This is a genomic window from Butyricimonas muris (assembly GCF_046365375.1).
Classification (GTDB): domain Bacteria; phylum Bacteroidota; class Bacteroidia; order Bacteroidales; family Marinifilaceae; genus Butyricimonas; species Butyricimonas muris.
In genome coordinates this window covers 140,125-157,498 of sequence record NZ_JBKEIT010000008.1, presented here as the reverse complement: position 1 = coordinate 157,498, position 17,374 = coordinate 140,125, and the positions used below count along the sequence as shown (strand labels likewise).

The window sequence follows — 17,374 nt, the reverse complement described above, 5'->3', positions numbered from 1 at the left end:
AAGTAATTGTTCCAGCTTTCAAAAGCCGATAAATATGGATTTCACGAAAGAGTTTTGTAACTTGCAGCAACTTAAAAACAAACGATATGTACAATTTTGACCAAATAATAGATCGCCGGAACACGGCTTGCGCAAAATACGATAATCTGGCAAACGTGTTCGGGGTTACGGATATCCACCCCATGTGGGTGGCAGATATGGATTTTCAGGCAGCACCTGAAATTCTGGAAGCCGTACGCCAATGTTGTGAAAAAGGAGTTTTCGGGTACACGTTCCGAACGGATGAAGCAAAACAGGCTTTCATTGACTGGACGGTGCGTCGCCATGGCTGGCAGGTAAAACAAGAGTGGATATTAAGTAGCCCGGGTATCGTGACAGCATTGTCCCTCGCCGTGCGAGTGTACACGGGGAAAGGGGATAAAGTACTTATTTTTACCCCTGTTTACCCGCCATTCCATGCCGTGGTGAAAGACAATCAACGGGAACTCGTGTGCAGCACGCTGAAAGTAGAAGACGGACATTACCGCATCGACTGGGAAGATTTCGAGCGGAAACTGCAAGAAGGAGTGAAACTGCTTATCATCAGCAACTCGCACAACCCGGTAGGCAGAGTATGGACGAAAGATGAACTCACCCGCGTGGGTAATCTTTGCCTGCAACACGGGGTAACCATTCTCTCCGACGAGATACATGCCGACCTTGCCTTGTTCGGACACAAGCACACGGTAATGGCAGCCCTATCACCCGAAATTGCCGACATTACGGTAACCATGATGGCTCCCAGTAAAACATTCAATATCGCCGGAATGATGAATTCCGTTATCGTGATTTCATCTCCCGAACTACGCCGCCGTTTTGAAAAGGAAATATTATGCCTACACTTGGATTTAGGAAATATCTTCGGGCATATCACGTTGGAAGCAGCCTATAAACATGGCGATGCATGGCTGGACGAGATGCTCCGCTACCTCGAAAAGAACATTACCTACACGGACCAATTCCTGCAACGGGAACTTCCCCGGGTAAAAATGATTCCCCCGGAAGGCTCATTCCTGCTCTGGCTGGATTTCCGGGATACCGGATTGACACACGAACAGGTGCGGGAAAAATTACTCAAGGAAGCAAAAATAGGGCTCAATAGCGGAACCGATTTCGGCGAAGAAGGCAGAGGATTCTTCCGCATGAACATCGGCTGTCCTCTTGCCACGGTAAAAGAAGGACTTGAACGAATAAAGAAAACATTTATTCCCCTATTGTAATAATCATTACAAAATATCTCTCCCTCGTGCCTTATCTTTGTATCAGAAATCAAAAACAACTACAAGATGAAACGAACAATAATCAAGATAGACGAGGAAAAGTGTAACGGTTGCGGTTTATGCGTACAAGGTTGTCACGAGGGAGCGTTACAGTTAATAGACGGGAAAGCCGTCATGATCAGCGATTTGTATTGCGACGGGCTAGGTGCGTGTATCGGGGAATGTCCCGTCGGCGCTATTGAACTGGAAGAGAGAGAAGCGGAACCTTATAGTGAAGAGGCTGTCATGGAGCGTATCGCTCCTAAAGGGCAACACGTGATACTAGCTCATTTACACCATTTGAAAGAACATGGAGAAACAGAATTATTAAAACAGGGAATGGAATACCTGAAACGCCATAACATTCCCGTGAACCTGCAAGAATTACATCCCGCCCAAAAACTGGGATGCGGGTGTCCCGGCTCCATGGCAAGAGAACTGAAACCTGTCACGAAAGCCGCCCCGGTCGCTTGTGCCGGAAATTCGGAACTCCGACAATGGCCCGTTCAATTACATCTGCTTAACCCGCAAGCCGGGTATTTCCAAAACGCGGATGTACTCCTTGCTTCCGACTGTTCGGCATTCGCCGCCGGAAACTTTCACGAACGTTTCCTGAAAGGCAAGATTCTGGCAATCGCCTGCCCGAAACTCGACCACAACACGAACTCCTACGTGGATAAACTTCGCAGTATGATTGACGATGCCAATATCAACACGTTAACGGTGGTAATCATGGAAGTTCCCTGTTGCGGCGGACTATTCCAAATGGCATTGAAGGCAAGAGAACAAGCCTCACGCAACATCCCGGTCAAACGAATTATCCTTTCCGTGGAAGGAGAAGTAAAAAGCGAAGATTGGATGTAGTATCCTGTTGTAAAACATCTTATAACGAGAGCAATCGACATACATTATTACTATTTTTGTCCCCTCAAAAATAGGATTATGCATATAGATTTCACTACCATTATCGACTATATCGGGACCTTCGCTTTCGCGATCAGCGGTATCCGTCTTGCTTCTGCCAAACGTTTTGACTGGTTCGGGGCTTATGTTGTGGGAGCAGCCACGGCTATCGGGGGTGGAACAACCCGAGATTTATTACTGGGTGTCACCCCTTTCTGGATGCACCAACCATCCTACCTGATTGTCACGGGACTTGCCCTCCTGTTCGTCATCATGTTCGGGAAACACGTGATCCGGCTAAATAATACCTTTTTCATTTTCGACGCCATCGGTCTGGGGCTATTCACCGTGGTCGGCATCGAGAAGAGCTTACTCGCCGGATTCCCCACGTGGGTAGCTATCATCATGGGTATGACTACCGGAGCCGTCGGAGGAGTCATTCGCGACATTTTCATCAACGAGGTACCCCTTATCTTCCGAAAAGATATTTACGCCATCGCCTGTATTCTCGGCGGCTTTATCTACTTCGCCTGTGATGCCCTCGGCATCGGTCACGTCACCACGCAAATCGTCACAGCCGGAAGCGTCATCCTTGCTCGTGTTGTCGCTGTAAAATACCATATCAGCCTCCCGGTACTGAAAGGGCATGAAGATCATTAATATAAAGCGGGAAAATGTGCCTGAAATTGTATTCCATAAGATACAACTCCAAGCACATTATTTCTCGGTCACTACGAGCTTTGCACGTCTACGATAATATCTATTTCACTATAATCCTGAAAATATCATCCTTTACGAAATGATAATCTTCATTACTTATTTCTATTGATAATATATACACACCCTTGGGGATTTCGTGATGAAACGGGATAGTAAAAATCCCGCCGCCATTAATTGCACAAGCCGCTTTCATAGCTTCGGCATCACCTTCTCCGTCCACCTTTACATCTGCCACCCGATAAGTAATCGGAGCCGTTCCCAACACCCCCTGTATCCCCGTGGAAACCCAATCGGATTCATTCTCCCATCGTATGTACTCCTCCACTGTCCATTCCAAATTCACCACCAACGAGTCCGGAACATAAACAGCATTTTCCGTTTCCAAATAGCCAATTTTCACATCATGACATGACATCGCCACGACAACCAGCAATAAAAAACCAGCAATATATTTTCCCATAATTCTATTCATTTATAATTCACCACAATAAAAATTGTAATCCAAGGAAATCACGACACCTGTATTCGTTTGAATATCCGGACAAGCCAACGGAATACTTTTTTGAAAATCCAAAGAAACGCAATAAAGAGTCAGCGGACCGGCATCTTCCACCCCGTGAGCAGGAGTAGACACCGTGTAAAGCCACACCTTTCCTCCTCCCAGAGTTGGCATTTCAACACCACCGTCACGTCCGGAAGAGGCACTCGTGCCGATACTGCCGCGAGGAATATCCGTCATCATGTACCGGCCTTTAATCACGTGGCGCAACACGATTTTCTTACACGTATCCGCGGGGATACTGTTTACATCAATGTACGCGCTGTCATACATCCAATTACGGATAGAATGATTGGTCGGTCCCAAAAACGTTATCTGCTCCCCGGGTCCCTCTCCCTCAAACAAAGAAGTTAACCCGGCACGTTCAATAACACGTACAATGGTATCCCAATTATATGAATCCCCTTTCAAGTACTCCAGCATAGAACAATCATGAACTCCATCTGAAATACCCGTATCAATATAATTATATTTTGTATTACAAGCCCAAAACGTGGCTAACAACAGTCCAATAATTAATTTTTTCATGGCTATAACTTTATTTTCTATTAAACCAATATGTATTCTGAATCATCATAGGATTCAAAAAGAACGCTCCATCCCCTATCGGTAAAAAAAGAGCACCATCCGCCACTTCCTGATCCGTCAATAAACTATACACTTCCTCCTCTTCCTCGTGAGGGAACGGGAAAGGAACAAACACTTTATTTTTAGGCAATTCTGTTTTATAATATCCTTTATTTCGCATGATATCAAAGTAACGGTGGTCTTCAAAAATCAATTCTTTTTCTCTTTCCCGGAAGATCGCCATTTGCAAATCACCACCCGCGTATTCAACGGCTTTTGATCTCCGCTGAACTCTCCACAAATCCTGCACGGCACCGTTTGTATTCCCTAAATGCATCCGTGCCTCCGCCCTCAACAGAATCAAATCGGCCAAACGCCAAACCATCCTGTTCACGTCGAAATTCACAAATTCTAAAGTCTGTTCAGAAGTCGTGGAAGTACTGTACAACCCTTTTCTGTATTTATACTCGAAAGCATATCCGCCACAGGCGCGTGCGCTGTCCGGATCATTTGAATATAATTCCGGTTTATAAAAAAAAGCGTTCTTGCGTTCATCTGCTCCCGGGTACATATCGAGAACCGTTTGAATTTTCAATTTCCATTGATTACTATTAATATCTCCCGGAAGTGCTCCCGGAACAACAGGAAAACCGACAAACCAACGAGCGGATGTAAAAACAGTCCCATCCAATGTTTTATCTTGCGCGTTCAATTCTATCTCGAAAATACTCTCTTTACCATTACGTGTATTTAAAGTATTCGCAACCAATAACTCGGCACTATTCTCCAATTCATAAAACCCGCACTCGTCCGTGTCGATCACTTTGGATGCATAAGTATCCACCTTTTCCCAACATGCACGCACTTCTTCATCACTCAAACCTTTCCCCATCGCAGCTTTCCACGCGTAGATGTGTGCTATCAAAGTTGCCGCACTACCTTTACTACCGTATTGCTTCGAGGTAATTCTGGCTCCGGCATAATCCACCAATTCTTCATGCTTCTTCAATAACATGAAAGCTCTTTCCGCACAAGCTAATGCCGTATCCAAAACCTCCACCATCGGCTTTTTAGGACGAGCTTGAGTATCCTCTGTATGTCCGGAAATAACGGCATCTCCCCAATAACGGGCCAATTGCAGATAACATACCCCTTTTATGAAATTTGCCTGTCCATAATAAAAATCCATCCGATCTTGAGCGCACACGGGTTGTTGGACGTTATCAAACAACAAATTGCATTGATAAATCGCATCATAGAAACTCTTCCAACTTGTCCCGACAGAATTCCATAAATGAAAACGCATAAAAACATCGGGAGATGGGAAATGACCGGAAGGAGAAGCATCCGTTTTCACCCCCGCATATTCCAACGTATTAAAAGTTCGAAACGACCATGCCAGTATCGCGTGCATTCCGCGAGTCAGCGCAGCTATATCCTGTTCATTTTTATAAAAATTAGTAAAGGTAACAGAATTTTCAGGCTCAACGTCCAACATACTGCTGCATGAAATACTCAAGCACAACACAATTGCAGCCAATAATCTTATCAATTTTCTCATAACCTATTCATCTAAAAATTTACGGTAAGTCCTAAAGATATCTTCCGGGCCAACGGGTAGTAATTAAAATCATCCATCCCCGAGTACATATCCACAACCTCCGGATCTAAACCGGAATAATTCGTCAATGTGAAAAGATTCTCGCCCGTGAAGAACAATCGCACACCGGACAGCTTCAATTTCTTTACAACCTGTTTAGGCACATCATAACCTATCGTGAATTGTTTCAACTTGATATAACTTACCTTTTCCAAGTTGGAAGCCAAAGTCCCCCCAAATTGCTGCAAAATATCACTATAAGCAGCCTTTCTCGGGTAATCGGTAATATCCCCCTCTTTTTCCCAAAAAGATACTTTACCCACGTTCTCCAGAATCGGAACATCCGGGTTTCCTGTTAAAGATTTATGATTATAAGTTCTATACATCTTACGTCCAAGAGAGTAAGTGAAAAGAATATTCACATCGAACCCTTTCCATTTAACTTCATTCACCCAGCCTCCATAAGCCAAAGGCAAGGCACTACCTTGGTAAACCATATCTCCCGCACCGATCATGCCATCCCCATCAATATCCAAAATTCTCCTTGTTCCCTCCTCATAACGGGTAGCAGCATTACCGCTTCCGTTTGCACCTACATACATTTTATGCTTGTAACCTCTTTGGTCATAAACATAAGGAATCTCATCATCCGTCTGATAATAACCGTCATCCTCGTACAAGAAAATAGAATAAAGCGGTCGTCCGATAACGTATTTTTCCACGTCACGCCCCGTGTAACTCTTCTTGAAAAGATTCCAGTTACGGGAAATATTAAATTTCATCCTCCAAGAAACGGCTGTTTCACGGAAGATATCAGCCTCCAGCTCCAGTTCCAATCCCTCGTTCGAAACCCGCATGGCGTTCTGCCATTGATTCGTCATAAAACTCCAGTTACCGCCCAAGGGAACGTAATACAAAAGACCTTTCGTCAACTTATAATAATAATCCAACTTAAATTTTATACGATAATCAAACATATCCATATCCAGCCCCAAATCATACTGGTCACTCTCTTCCCATGTCAACCGACGATTAATCATTCCACCCATGGGATTCGGAGAAATTGTCGTTTGTCCCAAGAAAGTCCCGTTCGGAACCATCACGCCGTGCGCCAAGTATGCCTGCCCGAACTGTTGCCCGGAACGTCCCCAAGAAGCACGAATCTTACCAAAATTCAACCAAGACACGTCTTCCAGAAAACTTTCTTCTGAAAAAGCCCATCCGACAGCCGCCGACGGGAATGTAGCCCAACGCACCTTATTCCCAAACACGGAAGAACCATCCTTACGCCAAGTTGCTTCAAAAAGATAGCGTTGCATATAATTATACGCCAAACGGGCATAATAACTGACCAACACTTTTTCTGTCCGATCCGTTTTAGCTTCTTTCAGGTATATGGTCTGCCCATTAACCTCAACAGATGTTCCCTCGTCCACGATATAATGAATCTTGTCACTGGCTCCCCCCAATCCTTTCGCCGCAATATAATCGTTCTGATCAGACTGGTAAGAAATACCGAACAACGCGTCTATATTGTGTTTCTCGTTAAAAGAGGTTTTATAGGTCAACATATTCTCGTTCAAAATTAACAAGTTCCGGTCGACCTCCCCGATAGAAGAACTCAGACCGTTTGTCGGATCCAAAGTACTGGGTCGAAAATTATTTCTCATTCCTTGATTGTAATCCAAGGAACCAAGTACAGACAAATTCAATCCCTTGTACAACTGGTATCTTAAGTTCAGATTCGCACGCAAACGGTAAGATTCATTCTTCTCAATGGAAGTATTCAACTCTTCGAGCAATTTCTCCTCATTTATCCCCCCGGCGGCAAGAAGAGAGGAAGTAGTTTTGGGATCTACCGTCAACCTCTCGATTTTTGACCCGGACATGGTACCACCGGTACCGGCCCCGCGGCTACGGTCTGTATACGCAAAATACAACCTTGTATCCAGACTCAAATTCCGGGCAGGTTGCGTACCTAAATTTACAATCAGATTTACACGGGAGAAATCACTCCCGTACATGATCCCCTTTTCAGTATAATAGCCGGCCCCCACGAGGTAATTTATCGTTTCACTTCCCCCACTTGCTTGAATATTCGCGTTTACGATTTCCCCGGCACGGAATGCATAACGGAACCAATCCGTGGAATTATTATAATACGGATTCAAGGAATCCTGTAACTGTCTTTTCCCGCTTGTGCGCTTCATCGCGTTGTACCACCAACGGTCATATAATCCCAAACCGGTTTTAGAATCCAAATAATTCTGCGGGAATATATATTCCCCGTTATTATACCCGGCCATATGTTCATTCTTCATCACGTCAAAATTAAAAGCCCTCTCGCCTCGCCCTCCCGTTTGTACCGGAGTCTCGGGTAATATAGAGTAAGAATAGGATACATTTGCAGAAAAACTGGCCCTACCGGCTTTACCCTTTTTCGTGGTAATCAGGATCACTCCATTTCCGGCACGAGAACCGTAGATTGCCGCAGAAGCTGCATCTTTCAATACCTCGACGGACTCTATTGTCGACGGGTCAATCTCTGCCAACGCATTCGTCCCCGTGATTGGAGAAGTAAACGAATGTACAGGAACCCCGTCAATCACGTACAACGGTTCCCCGTAATCGCGACCGTCCCCCACGAACAGGGAATTATATCCCCGGATAGCAACAACACTACCGCCACCACCGGGAGCACCGCTCTGCGTGTTGATCTCGACTCCCGCCATCCGACCTTGCAGAAGATTCTCGATACTAGCCGTCGGAACCTCTTTTATATCATCCGCCTTCACGGAAGATATAGCACCCACTACTTCCCGCTTTTTCCGTTCCCCGTAAGCCACCACGGTTACCTCGTCAATACTTGCCAAATCCTCTTCCAACGTGATTCTAAGCGTATCAGAGGGGAGCTTGAATTCCAGCTCTTTCGTCTTAAACCCGACGAAACTCAATACCAGCGCACCTTTCGTGATCGGCAACCGGAAAACAAAAATCCCTTTATTATTTGTTGCCGTACCGATATTCGTGTTTTTCAACCTCACCGTTACGCCCGGTATAGGCTCCTTCTTCTCGTCTATCACTCTACCGACCAACACGTGCTCTTTTTGAACCGAATCCCTCGTGACAACCGGGTTTTTCGTGTTAAGAATAACCACGTTATTCACGATGGAATACGTCAGATTCGTACCCTTCAACACGTGCAACAACACATCCTCCAAAGCCATATCCTTCACGTCGATAGAAATATTCCTGACGCTTTTGATATCCTTGTTATCAATGTTATAAAAGAACCCGTAATCCGTTTGCAATTTCAACGATTGAATCACTTCTTCCAAAGTCGCCCCGTTCAATTTAAGACTGACCGTCTTATTCTGAGAATAGAGGCTTGCCGATACATTCATCGACATCACGAACAAAAAAACTGTCAATAATCTTGTCATAAGCCACATTTTTCGAAAACAGTTCCCCCGTATAGGAACGTTCCAACGATTTTTTTTCATACATTTGTTATTCTTAAATGAAACATTACCGGGAACAACACCTGCAAAATGTTTGTTCCCTATTTGTTATTGACAAGAAGTTGCTGCAAACAACTTCTTGTTTTATTTTTACTCTTTCACGATAACCGTCCGACCACTCACGTTAAATTGCACATCACCCGCTTTGGCTATAATTTCAAGCACTTCATCCAAACAAGTCTGTTTTTTCATGATACCGAAAAAACGTTTCTCTTTCAAACCCGGATTTTGATAAAACACCTCTACATCATACCAGCGTGCCACCTTCCGCATAATGGATTCCAAATCATCATTCCGGGAAACAAACAGCCCATCCTTCCAAGCCACGTAAGAGAATACGTCCACCGTCTCTATTCTCACCTCCCCGGACTGTTTATGCAAACGGAATTGTTCTCCCGGTACTATTCTCCGGAACACATCCTTCCTCTCTCCTTTTACATTTATCCCGACGCTTCCTTTCACCAAGGTTGTTTGCACGACATCCTCATCCCGATAAGCCATCACGTTAAACTCCGTTCCGAATACCTTCACCTCTTCCTGCAAAGTTTCAACGATAAAAGGTCTCTTCTCATCTCTGTAAACAACAAAATACGCCTCTCCTTCCAGAAATACCCTGCGTTCATTCATTCCAGTGAAAGACGTCGGGTAACGCAAACGGGAATCCGAATTCAAGTATATTTTCGTGCCGTCAACCAATTCCACGATATACTCTCCGGAAGGCGGAACAACCAGCTCGTTAAAAACAGGAGCCTCCGTAATAACCGTGTTTTGTCGATAACGCAAAACGCCATTCTCAACTTGAATCGCTACACAATCCTGTCCGACGGTTTTTTCCGAGAACGTGGAATCAATAACGATTTTTTGTCCCCCTCCCAATGAAAGTATCACATTCTTATGACCGGGGGAAAACCGGGAACCCGAATTAACTTCTTGAACATTCTTCGTGCGACCGTTTTGCCAATAAACCGTTCCGAGCATCACGGACAATAGCAAAGAAGCGGCAATTCCTCCCCAAGTCCATCGGTTCATAGAACGACGTCGCTTTCCCCGAATACTAGCATATCCTTTCCGGACATCGACACGGGAACATTGTCTTTCCATAATCTTCTCCTGTTGCCGGCAAAAACGTTTATAATACAACCGATGTTCCTTGCTCTCGGCGTACCATGCGTCAAATGCCTTCTGCTCCTCGGTGGAAAGAAGTTCCCCCGTCATTTTCCGGTAAAGAAGAGATACATTTATAAACTCCGATTCACTCATCTGTTTAAATTTTTACACCTATGACGTAAAAATGGAAAAACAGGGTGAACGAAAAATGAAAAAAATTATGGATTGAATAACTTTGAAATTGCTTTTCGTCTCATCTTCAGCAGAACAAAAGACAAAAAAAGATGTACATGCTGATCAGAAAGAGTCTCTCGTAAATCTTGATATGCTTTTTTCATGTGAGTTTTTACCGTATTGACAGACAATCCCGTGACTTCCGCGATCCGCGGATAACTCATCCCCTCGTAGACACTCAACTTCAACACTTCCCGCCGTTGCTCCGGTAATTTTTCAATTTCCTCCTCGACCCTGCAAATCAATTTCTCCTGCTCCAACACGTCAAAATCTCCCGTGTAGTAAGCCGCATCAAACAACTTCACGTCCAAAGGATCGGTAATCTTTAATTTACGCAGGTAATCCACGCACCCGTTCTTCACGCAACTATAAAGATAGGAACGGCTATACTCCACATCCTTTAAATCCTTTCGGGATAAAAGTGCCAAAAAAACATCCTGCACCATATCTTCCGCCGTTTTCAAATCCCCCACGTACCCCTCGGCAAACAAGACAAGACGCTCGTAATACTTCTCAAATAATATGTCGAACTCACTTTTCACCGTATATACACTTTATCCACGGACAAAGATAAAGAATATAATTATTTCCCAACAATGGTGACACAATTTATTACCACAAACCACTTTATAACACAGTTATCCCGCTACCGAACGGTAGCGGGATAACAAAGCATATTTATAATAAACGAGTTGTTGTATTATCAATCATAAATCTCCTCCAAAACGGCATCCAATTGCGCACCCCGCATATCCGTTTTAAAAATACGTCCTTCCTTATCCAAAAGAATACACGTGGGAACACCCTGCACGTTATACACTTTAGCTACCGGACCATCAAACTCTCCCGGATCATTCAATTGCGTCCAAACCATATTTTCCTCTTTCATGGCTTTTTTCCAATCCGCGTCGTTCCGGTCAATAGAGATACTGATAATCTCGAAACCTTTATCCTTATATTCCTTGTATACCTCTCTCAGATGAGGGATTTCTCCCCGGCAGGGTCCGCACCACGAAGCCCAGAACTCCAGCATCGCGTATTTCCCCGCGGGCACGTACTCCGACAACTTCACTTTCTTCCCCTCCGGATTCACCAACTCGATATCCGGGTACTTGGCTCCCACGGCGATACGCTTTCCGACTTCCGCCATTTTCTTGAACTCGGTAGCCTTCTCCGTGTTCGGCCATGCCTTCTCCACCAAGGCCTCCAATTCATCTATCTGGTCCGGGGTGATACGGACATACATATCTTGAAAATACTGTTTAGCCATATCAAAACCCACCACGGTCTGGATATTATTCTTCACAAATTCCCATTTCATGTCAGCCAATTGCTTTTCCAGCTTCTCCATGGCACGAGCCAACTCGATCCCCTTCTTCTTGTTGAAAACACCATCCAGTGCCGGGCGGTGATATTCCTCCAAATACTGTCCATGCAAATCACCCAAACGGTTTCTCAACTCCCGTCCATCCGCCTGAAATTTCTTGTAGAGGTCTTCCATCGCCGACCCGCTCACTTTCGCTGCCTTTCGCGGTTTATCACTCCAGTACATAGTGGGCAGACTATCAATATTCCCCGAAAAACTAATCACGGAATTTTCCAGATAGAACGGACTATTCGTGACATTTCTCGGTGAGAATTCCCCTCCCTTAGGATTTCTATCAATCTGTATCGTGTAGTACCCCGGCTCCGCGACCACTCCCTCGAACACAAATTTCCCGTCCTTGATCACCGTGCTGTCAATCAATTCCGATTGCGGGTAATCCACTCTATTCAACACGACTTTCATTCCCTCCGCATTACCGGAGATTTTCCCGTTAATCACGTAACGGGGTGCCTTCTGGCAGGAATATCCTGCCAGTAAACACGCTAAAACAATAATTACTGTCCTCATATACTTTTTTTATAATGGATTTTGTTCTAATAAATTATTTCCGGCCAATGCTGTTTGCGGAATAGGCAAAATTAATTGATTATCAGAAGTAATTGTACTCTTGACATCCGTGATATTCAAATCCCCTTCTTTATAATACCGTACCAGATCGAACCATTCTTCATAAACCTCTGATACCAATTCCAACAATTTATGCTTACGTACCATCTCCAACAAATCCCCATCGGCAATTGTATTCACGTAATTCTCATCATAACCGGCCCTATCCGTAATCTTCTTCAAACTTGTCCGGGCACCGGCATAATCCCGATATCCGCGTATGGCTGCTTCCGCGTGAATCAAATACACTTCTGCCAAACGCATATAAAACACCGTATTACTCTTCGTACCATCCAGCATATCATTATGAGGGAATTTCCCGTTATTATTCTGTCCTCTCAAATTATAAGCAAAAGTTTCCGCAAAACGCTTATCATATCCCTCTCCGGTAGTCATATTCCCATCTCCCGCAACAAAATCGTCTGCAATTTTGGTTAAATAACGTCCCGGAATCAAAGCATTAATATTCAATACCAACCTTTCAATACGCCCGTAAGTATAAGGACAAAACAGCGCCTCGGAAGAAAAACAACTATTTTTAAACACATCGATAAAATTATTTTCTATGACATATCCATGTCCTTCCGCTTCACTTAAAACCTCATTCGCCAAATCCGCTGCTTCTTTATATTTCCTCTGGTACAACAACACCTTAGCTTTCAATGCTTTTGCAGTAGTTCGACTCATGCTATAATGTGTCGACACGTTCTCGGGAGCGGTCTCAATGGCATCATCCAAATCTCTATTTATAGAGGTATAAACTGCCGCCACTGAATCTCTCGGCGCTGCTTTCGTCTCTTGCATATGCTCCTCTACCAACACGATACCGTAAGGCGATGTTTCATCGTAGAATTGCCCGTAAGCCCTCAACAAAAAGAAATGCGCCATCGCACGGTGTATTTTCGTTTCTCCGATCATCTCCACCATGCGTACCGAATCCAATCCCACGGCTTTTCCGGCTTCCAATTGTTCCATCACGATATCAGCATAATTCACGATACGGTACAAAGAAGTATAATAATTGGCAATAACACTTGTTTCCGGTTTCACTTCGTTATTTAAGAAAACACCGGCATCAGTACCACTACCCGTTAAACTACCGGACAAAAAATACATATTAGGCAATATTAAACTCAATCCCTTGTCCCGCCATTGCTCGTAAACACCCCGTAAAGCCAATTCTGCCGAACTGGCATCCCGAATCAATGTCTTTTCATCCAAAATATACTCGGGCTTAATATCATTGATATTCCCGACCAAGTCGCATGAGGTAAACCCCATAACACCCAAAAAGGAATAAACTATATATTTAAACGCTTTCATCATATTCATTTATTATTTAAAATTCTACTCTTATACCAAACGTGAATGTTTTACTCAGCGGATAGGCGTCATTACTGAAAACTCCTTCCTGCAAAGGATTGGTCCCCGCCAGCGTTCTGTCTCCCACCAGTTCCGGGTCAAGCCCCGGCCAATTCGTCCATGTCCACAAATTGGATGCGCTGGCAAACAATTGCACAGACTGGAAATTGATTTTTTTCAACCATTCTTTGGGTAAAACATAAGATAACGAAATATTCTTCAACCTCAGATAAGAAGTTTCAAACACATATTTGTCACAATAAGCTGAATTACCACTATAATCCAAAGCAACCAAACGAGCGTAACGAGCGTCTTTATTATCCTCCGTCCACGTATCCCGGAACATCTTACGTTGTATGCTATTCCCGACAACTCCCGTCGCACTGTTAGCCAAATCATTCAGGAAAGCCTCTCCCCCTACCGAGAACTGGAATACAAAGGACAAATTCAAATTCTTGTAATTAACCGAATTAAACCATCCCCCGAAAAAGTCCGGTTCCGGATTCACAATCACCTTTTTGTCCTCTGCCGTAATCTTCCAGTCCCCATTCAAATCCCGGAACTTATAATCTCCAGCCCCAGTCGATGAGTTCTGGTAATAACTACCCTCTCCATTTATAATCTCTGAAAACTTGTTATAGGCGTTAACCTCCCGGTCAGACTGGAATATCCTGTCTACCACGTACCCTTTCAAAGCACCTGCCGGATACCCTTTCGTGAAAAAATCCAACTGGTAAGAAGCCAGCGTGGCCCCGTTCAAATTCTCTATTTTATTCCGGTTCAAAGCGACATTAAACTTAGAAGTCCACTGCCAGTCACTTTTCCGTATAATATCGCCCCCGACCTCAAACTCGATTCCCTTGTTCGACAAATCAATCAAGTTAGAATAATAAGTCATAGAACCCGTTTCCAATGCAACAGGAGAAGGAGTTAATGCCCCGTCCGTATAACGGTAATACAAATCCAAACTACCGTACAAACGACGATTAAAGAAAGAAAAATCAACACCGATATTATATTCGGTTGTCATCTCCCATTTTACATCCCGGTTCGGGAAATTACTCTTCGGCACGATTGTCGGTTTACCCTCCCACAAATTGTTTGAAGTCCTCCCGAACAATTGCTTGTAAACAAAATCATCCAAGTTCGTCGAACCGGTTTGTCCCGCACTCAAACGTAATTTCAAATCATCCAATCTGGAAAAATTCGCCATAAATCGTTCGTTACTTATTCTCCACCCCAACGAGAGCGAAGGGAAATAACCGCGTTTATTCCCGGGACCGAACTTAGAAGAAGCATCCGAACGGAAATTAAACTCCGCCAAATATCGGTCACTATAAATATACCCCATGCGGGCATAAACGGAATTCAATCCCGTTGTAGACTTTGAAGAATAGTAAGCGGACACTTTTGCCGCGGAAGCCGGATTATTCAGAATTTGGTCATCCGCGAAGTCCTCGTACATTTGATACCCTCCTTTACGGAATGTTCTATCCCAACCGTACCCCACCATAAAAGAAAGGCGATGTTCCTCTATATCCAAATTATAATCCGCCCTGAAATTAATGGAAGTAGTTGTCATATCACTCTGCGACTCTGTCAGATTAGACAACGTTTCATAATACGTGTATTCATCCATCGCCGCTTTAGGCACAAAAGAACTTCCGTCATCGCGGAAAGAAGCCAGATTGAAATCTCCCCGGAGTTTCAAATTATCCAATATCCGGTACTGGGCGTAAGCACTACCTATAAACTGGCGGGCATCCGTACGGTTCTTGACCTTTCTTTGAGCGACCGGATTCGCCGCATAATACACGTCACCATAATTAGAACCGGGCAACCGGACAAATTCCCCGCTTTCGTCTTTCGCGGGATAATCCGGACGCACCAGCCAAGGTTTCGTGTTTCCATCCGTTATACTTGTAGCATCCCGGAATTTTGAAAATGAATATCCTAAAGTGGCACCACTTTTCAAACGGTCGCTAATATTAGCATCGACAGCCAAACGCACCCCGTAACGCTTCAGTCCGTCATTAATATAAATACCGTCCTGATTCACAGAGTTGAAAGAAAAAGCATAATTTATAGCTTTCCCGCCACCACGGATACCAAGGTCAAATTGTTGATTCAAAGCATTCTTATTCTGAATCTCTTTTTCCCAATTCGTGTTTGCTTCTCCAAAAGCATCTTCGTTCAAACCGTCGTACCCGTACTTCGGGATAAACAATTCGTCATCAAAACCGATCTCCGAAAAATTCCCGAGTAACTCTAACATCGGTATAAAAAAATAAACTCCCGAGTAGGCATCAATTTGCCCCCGATCTATGGCAGACATCGTGTTTTTTATCAACAAATCCTGCACCTCTTTATACTCTGCCGTGTTCAACGGTTTATACTGTTTCACCGGATTACCGACCGTAACGGAATAACCGGCTGATACATTAATTTTTTCGTTATTTTTCCCGCCCTTGGTTTTCACGATAATCACCCCGTTTGCACCCCGGGAACCATAAATAGCGGTAGCCGCGGCATCCTTCAACACGTCAATACTCTCGATGTCATTCGGGGAAATAATCAACAACGGATTCACACCTCCGCGCTCGGAAAAGAAAGGAACATCATCAATAACATACAAAGGCTCGTTCGTGCTTCCTGACACGGGTGAAGTAACACCTCTCACGTTAATTGTTGCGGCCGCACCCGGGGCTCCATTATTCTGAATAACACGCACTCCCTTGATCGCTCCGCCCAACATACCATCAAAGGAAGTGGCACTACTGGAATACTTTTTCAATTCGTCCGCGTTAATCGAAGATACCGAACTCGTCACGTCATGTTTCGACTTCGTACCATAACCGATCACGACTACGTCACCCAGACTCACTTGCTCTTCCTCCAGAACCACGTTGATCTCTTTCTGTCCCGTGTAAGGAATTTCCTTGCTTTGCATTCCCACGAAAGAGAAGACAAGCGTAACATCCTGCCGTTCGGCAAAAGTCAGCGTGTAATTCCCGTCGATATCGGTAGCGACACCCACCGTTGTCCCCTTCACGATCACGGATACTCCCGGCAGGGGCAGACCGTCCTTATCTTTCACGTTACCGGTTACCCGGATCTCTTTCACTTCCTTTTTCACGTTATCTCTCGCCACTATCGCGATAGAATTTCCCTCGATAGTGTACATGTAAGGAGTCCCTTCCAACACCTTGTTCAGCACGTTCTCCACCGTCTCCGCCGTCACGTTCAACGTCACCGGCTTCAACTTATCCATCTGATCGTCGCTATACACGAAATTGTAAGTCGTTTGTTTACGGATTTCGGCAAACACTTGCTTGACCGCCGCATCCTTAAGATTAATAGTCACCCGTTGCGGTGATGCAGAAGAGGAATTAGCCCAAAGATTCGTTACCATGCACAAACACAGCGTCATAATCACGAACACTTTGCAATAAATCCCCGCAAAAGCTTTCTTTTCTCGCAAATTTTTCATACTCTTGTAAATTAATTGAT

General features: G+C 44.4%; 12 protein-coding genes. 3 read left to right on the top strand and 9 right to left on the bottom strand.

What is annotated here, in order from left to right:
• The first annotated feature begins 86 nt into the window (after positions 1 to 86).
• The 3 genes from ACK8P8_RS14275 to ACK8P8_RS14265 all read left to right on the top strand — a co-directional run bounded on the left by ACK8P8_RS14275 (position 87) and on the right by ACK8P8_RS14265 (position 2,861).
• Positions 87 to 1,259 carry a MalY/PatB family protein gene (locus ACK8P8_RS14275; RefSeq protein ID WP_410025991.1) on the top strand — a complete coding sequence of 391 codons (1,173 nt, stop codon included), beginning with the start codon at positions 87 to 89 and terminating at the stop codon, positions 1,257 to 1,259.
• Positions 1,260 to 1,325: 66 nt separating this feature from the next.
• Positions 1,326 to 2,162, top strand: coding sequence for an ATP-binding protein (locus ACK8P8_RS14270; RefSeq protein WP_369860361.1), 837 nt, complete (start codon positions 1,326 to 1,328; stop codon positions 2,160 to 2,162).
• A gap of 78 nt (positions 2,163 to 2,240) precedes the next feature.
• Positions 2,241 to 2,861 carry a trimeric intracellular cation channel family protein gene (locus ACK8P8_RS14265; RefSeq protein ID WP_099291486.1) on the top strand — a complete coding sequence of 207 codons (621 nt, stop codon included), beginning with the start codon at positions 2,241 to 2,243 and terminating at the stop codon, positions 2,859 to 2,861.
• Positions 2,862 to 2,961: 100 nt separating this feature from the next.
• On the opposite strand, the gene ACK8P8_RS14260 is transcribed toward ACK8P8_RS14265, so the two are convergent.
• The 9 genes from ACK8P8_RS14260 to ACK8P8_RS14220 form a co-directional block, all read right to left on the bottom strand.
• Positions 2,962 to 3,381 (bottom strand): hypothetical protein, encoded by a 420-nt coding sequence (locus ACK8P8_RS14260; RefSeq protein ID WP_186976080.1) that lies wholly within the window; start codon positions 3,379 to 3,381, stop codon positions 2,962 to 2,964.
• Between the two features lie 12 nt (positions 3,382 to 3,393).
• Positions 3,394 to 4,008: a fasciclin domain-containing protein gene (locus tag ACK8P8_RS14255; protein WP_186976081.1), complete on the bottom strand. Its 615-nt coding sequence runs from the start codon at positions 4,006 to 4,008 to the stop codon at positions 3,394 to 3,396.
• A 10-nt stretch (positions 4,009 to 4,018) separates the two neighbouring features.
• Positions 4,019 to 5,608: a RagB/SusD family nutrient uptake outer membrane protein gene (locus ACK8P8_RS14250; RefSeq protein WP_186976082.1), complete on the bottom strand. Its 1,590-nt coding sequence runs from the start codon at positions 5,606 to 5,608 to the stop codon at positions 4,019 to 4,021.
• A gap of 11 nt (positions 5,609 to 5,619) precedes the next feature.
• Entirely contained in the window at positions 5,620 to 9,090 is a 3,471-nt protein-coding gene (locus ACK8P8_RS14245) for a SusC/RagA family TonB-linked outer membrane protein (RefSeq protein ID WP_176554992.1), read from the bottom strand.
• 168 nt (positions 9,091 to 9,258) lie between these two features.
• A complete protein-coding gene (locus ACK8P8_RS14240; protein WP_369860363.1) occupies positions 9,259 to 10,428 on the bottom strand; it encodes a FecR family protein in 1,170 nt (389 codons plus the stop codon).
• A gap of 65 nt (positions 10,429 to 10,493) precedes the next feature.
• Positions 10,494 to 11,051, bottom strand: coding sequence for an RNA polymerase sigma-70 factor (locus tag ACK8P8_RS14235; RefSeq protein WP_186976084.1), 558 nt, complete (start codon positions 11,049 to 11,051; stop codon positions 10,494 to 10,496).
• Positions 11,052 to 11,212: 161 nt separating this feature from the next.
• Positions 11,213 to 12,403 carry a redoxin domain-containing protein gene (locus ACK8P8_RS14230; protein ID WP_369860364.1) on the bottom strand — a complete coding sequence of 397 codons (1,191 nt, stop codon included), beginning with the start codon at positions 12,401 to 12,403 and terminating at the stop codon, positions 11,213 to 11,215.
• Positions 12,404 to 12,412: 9 nt separating this feature from the next.
• A complete protein-coding gene (locus ACK8P8_RS14225; RefSeq protein ID WP_369860365.1) occupies positions 12,413 to 13,828 on the bottom strand; it encodes a RagB/SusD family nutrient uptake outer membrane protein in 1,416 nt (471 codons plus the stop codon).
• A gap of 13 nt (positions 13,829 to 13,841) precedes the next feature.
• Entirely contained in the window at positions 13,842 to 17,354 is a 3,513-nt protein-coding gene (locus tag ACK8P8_RS14220) for a TonB-dependent receptor (protein WP_369860366.1), read from the bottom strand.
• Positions 17,355 to 17,374 lie beyond the last annotated feature (20 nt).

Coding starts and splice junctions, on each gene's coding strand:
- ACK8P8_RS14275 (WP_410025991.1), top strand. CDS start 87: ATGTACAATTTTGACCAAATAATAGATCGCCGGAACACGGCTTGCGCA.
- ACK8P8_RS14270 (WP_369860361.1), top strand. CDS start 1,326: ATGAAACGAACAATAATCAAGATAGACGAGGAAAAGTGTAACGGTTGC.
- ACK8P8_RS14265 (WP_099291486.1), top strand. CDS start 2,241: ATGCATATAGATTTCACTACCATTATCGACTATATCGGGACCTTCGCT.
- ACK8P8_RS14260 (WP_186976080.1), bottom strand. CDS start 3,381: ATGGGAAAATATATTGCTGGTTTTTTATTGCTGGTTGTCGTGGCGATG.
- ACK8P8_RS14255 (WP_186976081.1), bottom strand. CDS start 4,008: ATGAAAAAATTAATTATTGGACTGTTGTTAGCCACGTTTTGGGCTTGT.
- ACK8P8_RS14250 (WP_186976082.1), bottom strand. CDS start 5,608: ATGAGAAAATTGATAAGATTATTGGCTGCAATTGTGTTGTGCTTGAGT.
- ACK8P8_RS14245 (WP_176554992.1), bottom strand. CDS start 9,090: ATGACAAGATTATTGACAGTTTTTTTGTTCGTGATGTCGATGAATGTA.
- ACK8P8_RS14240 (WP_369860363.1), bottom strand. CDS start 10,428: ATGAGTGAATCGGAGTTTATAAATGTATCTCTTCTTTACCGGAAAATG.
- ACK8P8_RS14230 (WP_369860364.1), bottom strand. CDS start 12,403: ATGAGGACAGTAATTATTGTTTTAGCGTGTTTACTGGCAGGATATTCC.
- ACK8P8_RS14225 (WP_369860365.1), bottom strand. CDS start 13,828: ATGATGAAAGCGTTTAAATATATAGTTTATTCCTTTTTGGGTGTTATG.
- ACK8P8_RS14220 (WP_369860366.1), bottom strand. CDS start 17,354: ATGAAAAATTTGCGAGAAAAGAAAGCTTTTGCGGGGATTTATTGCAAA.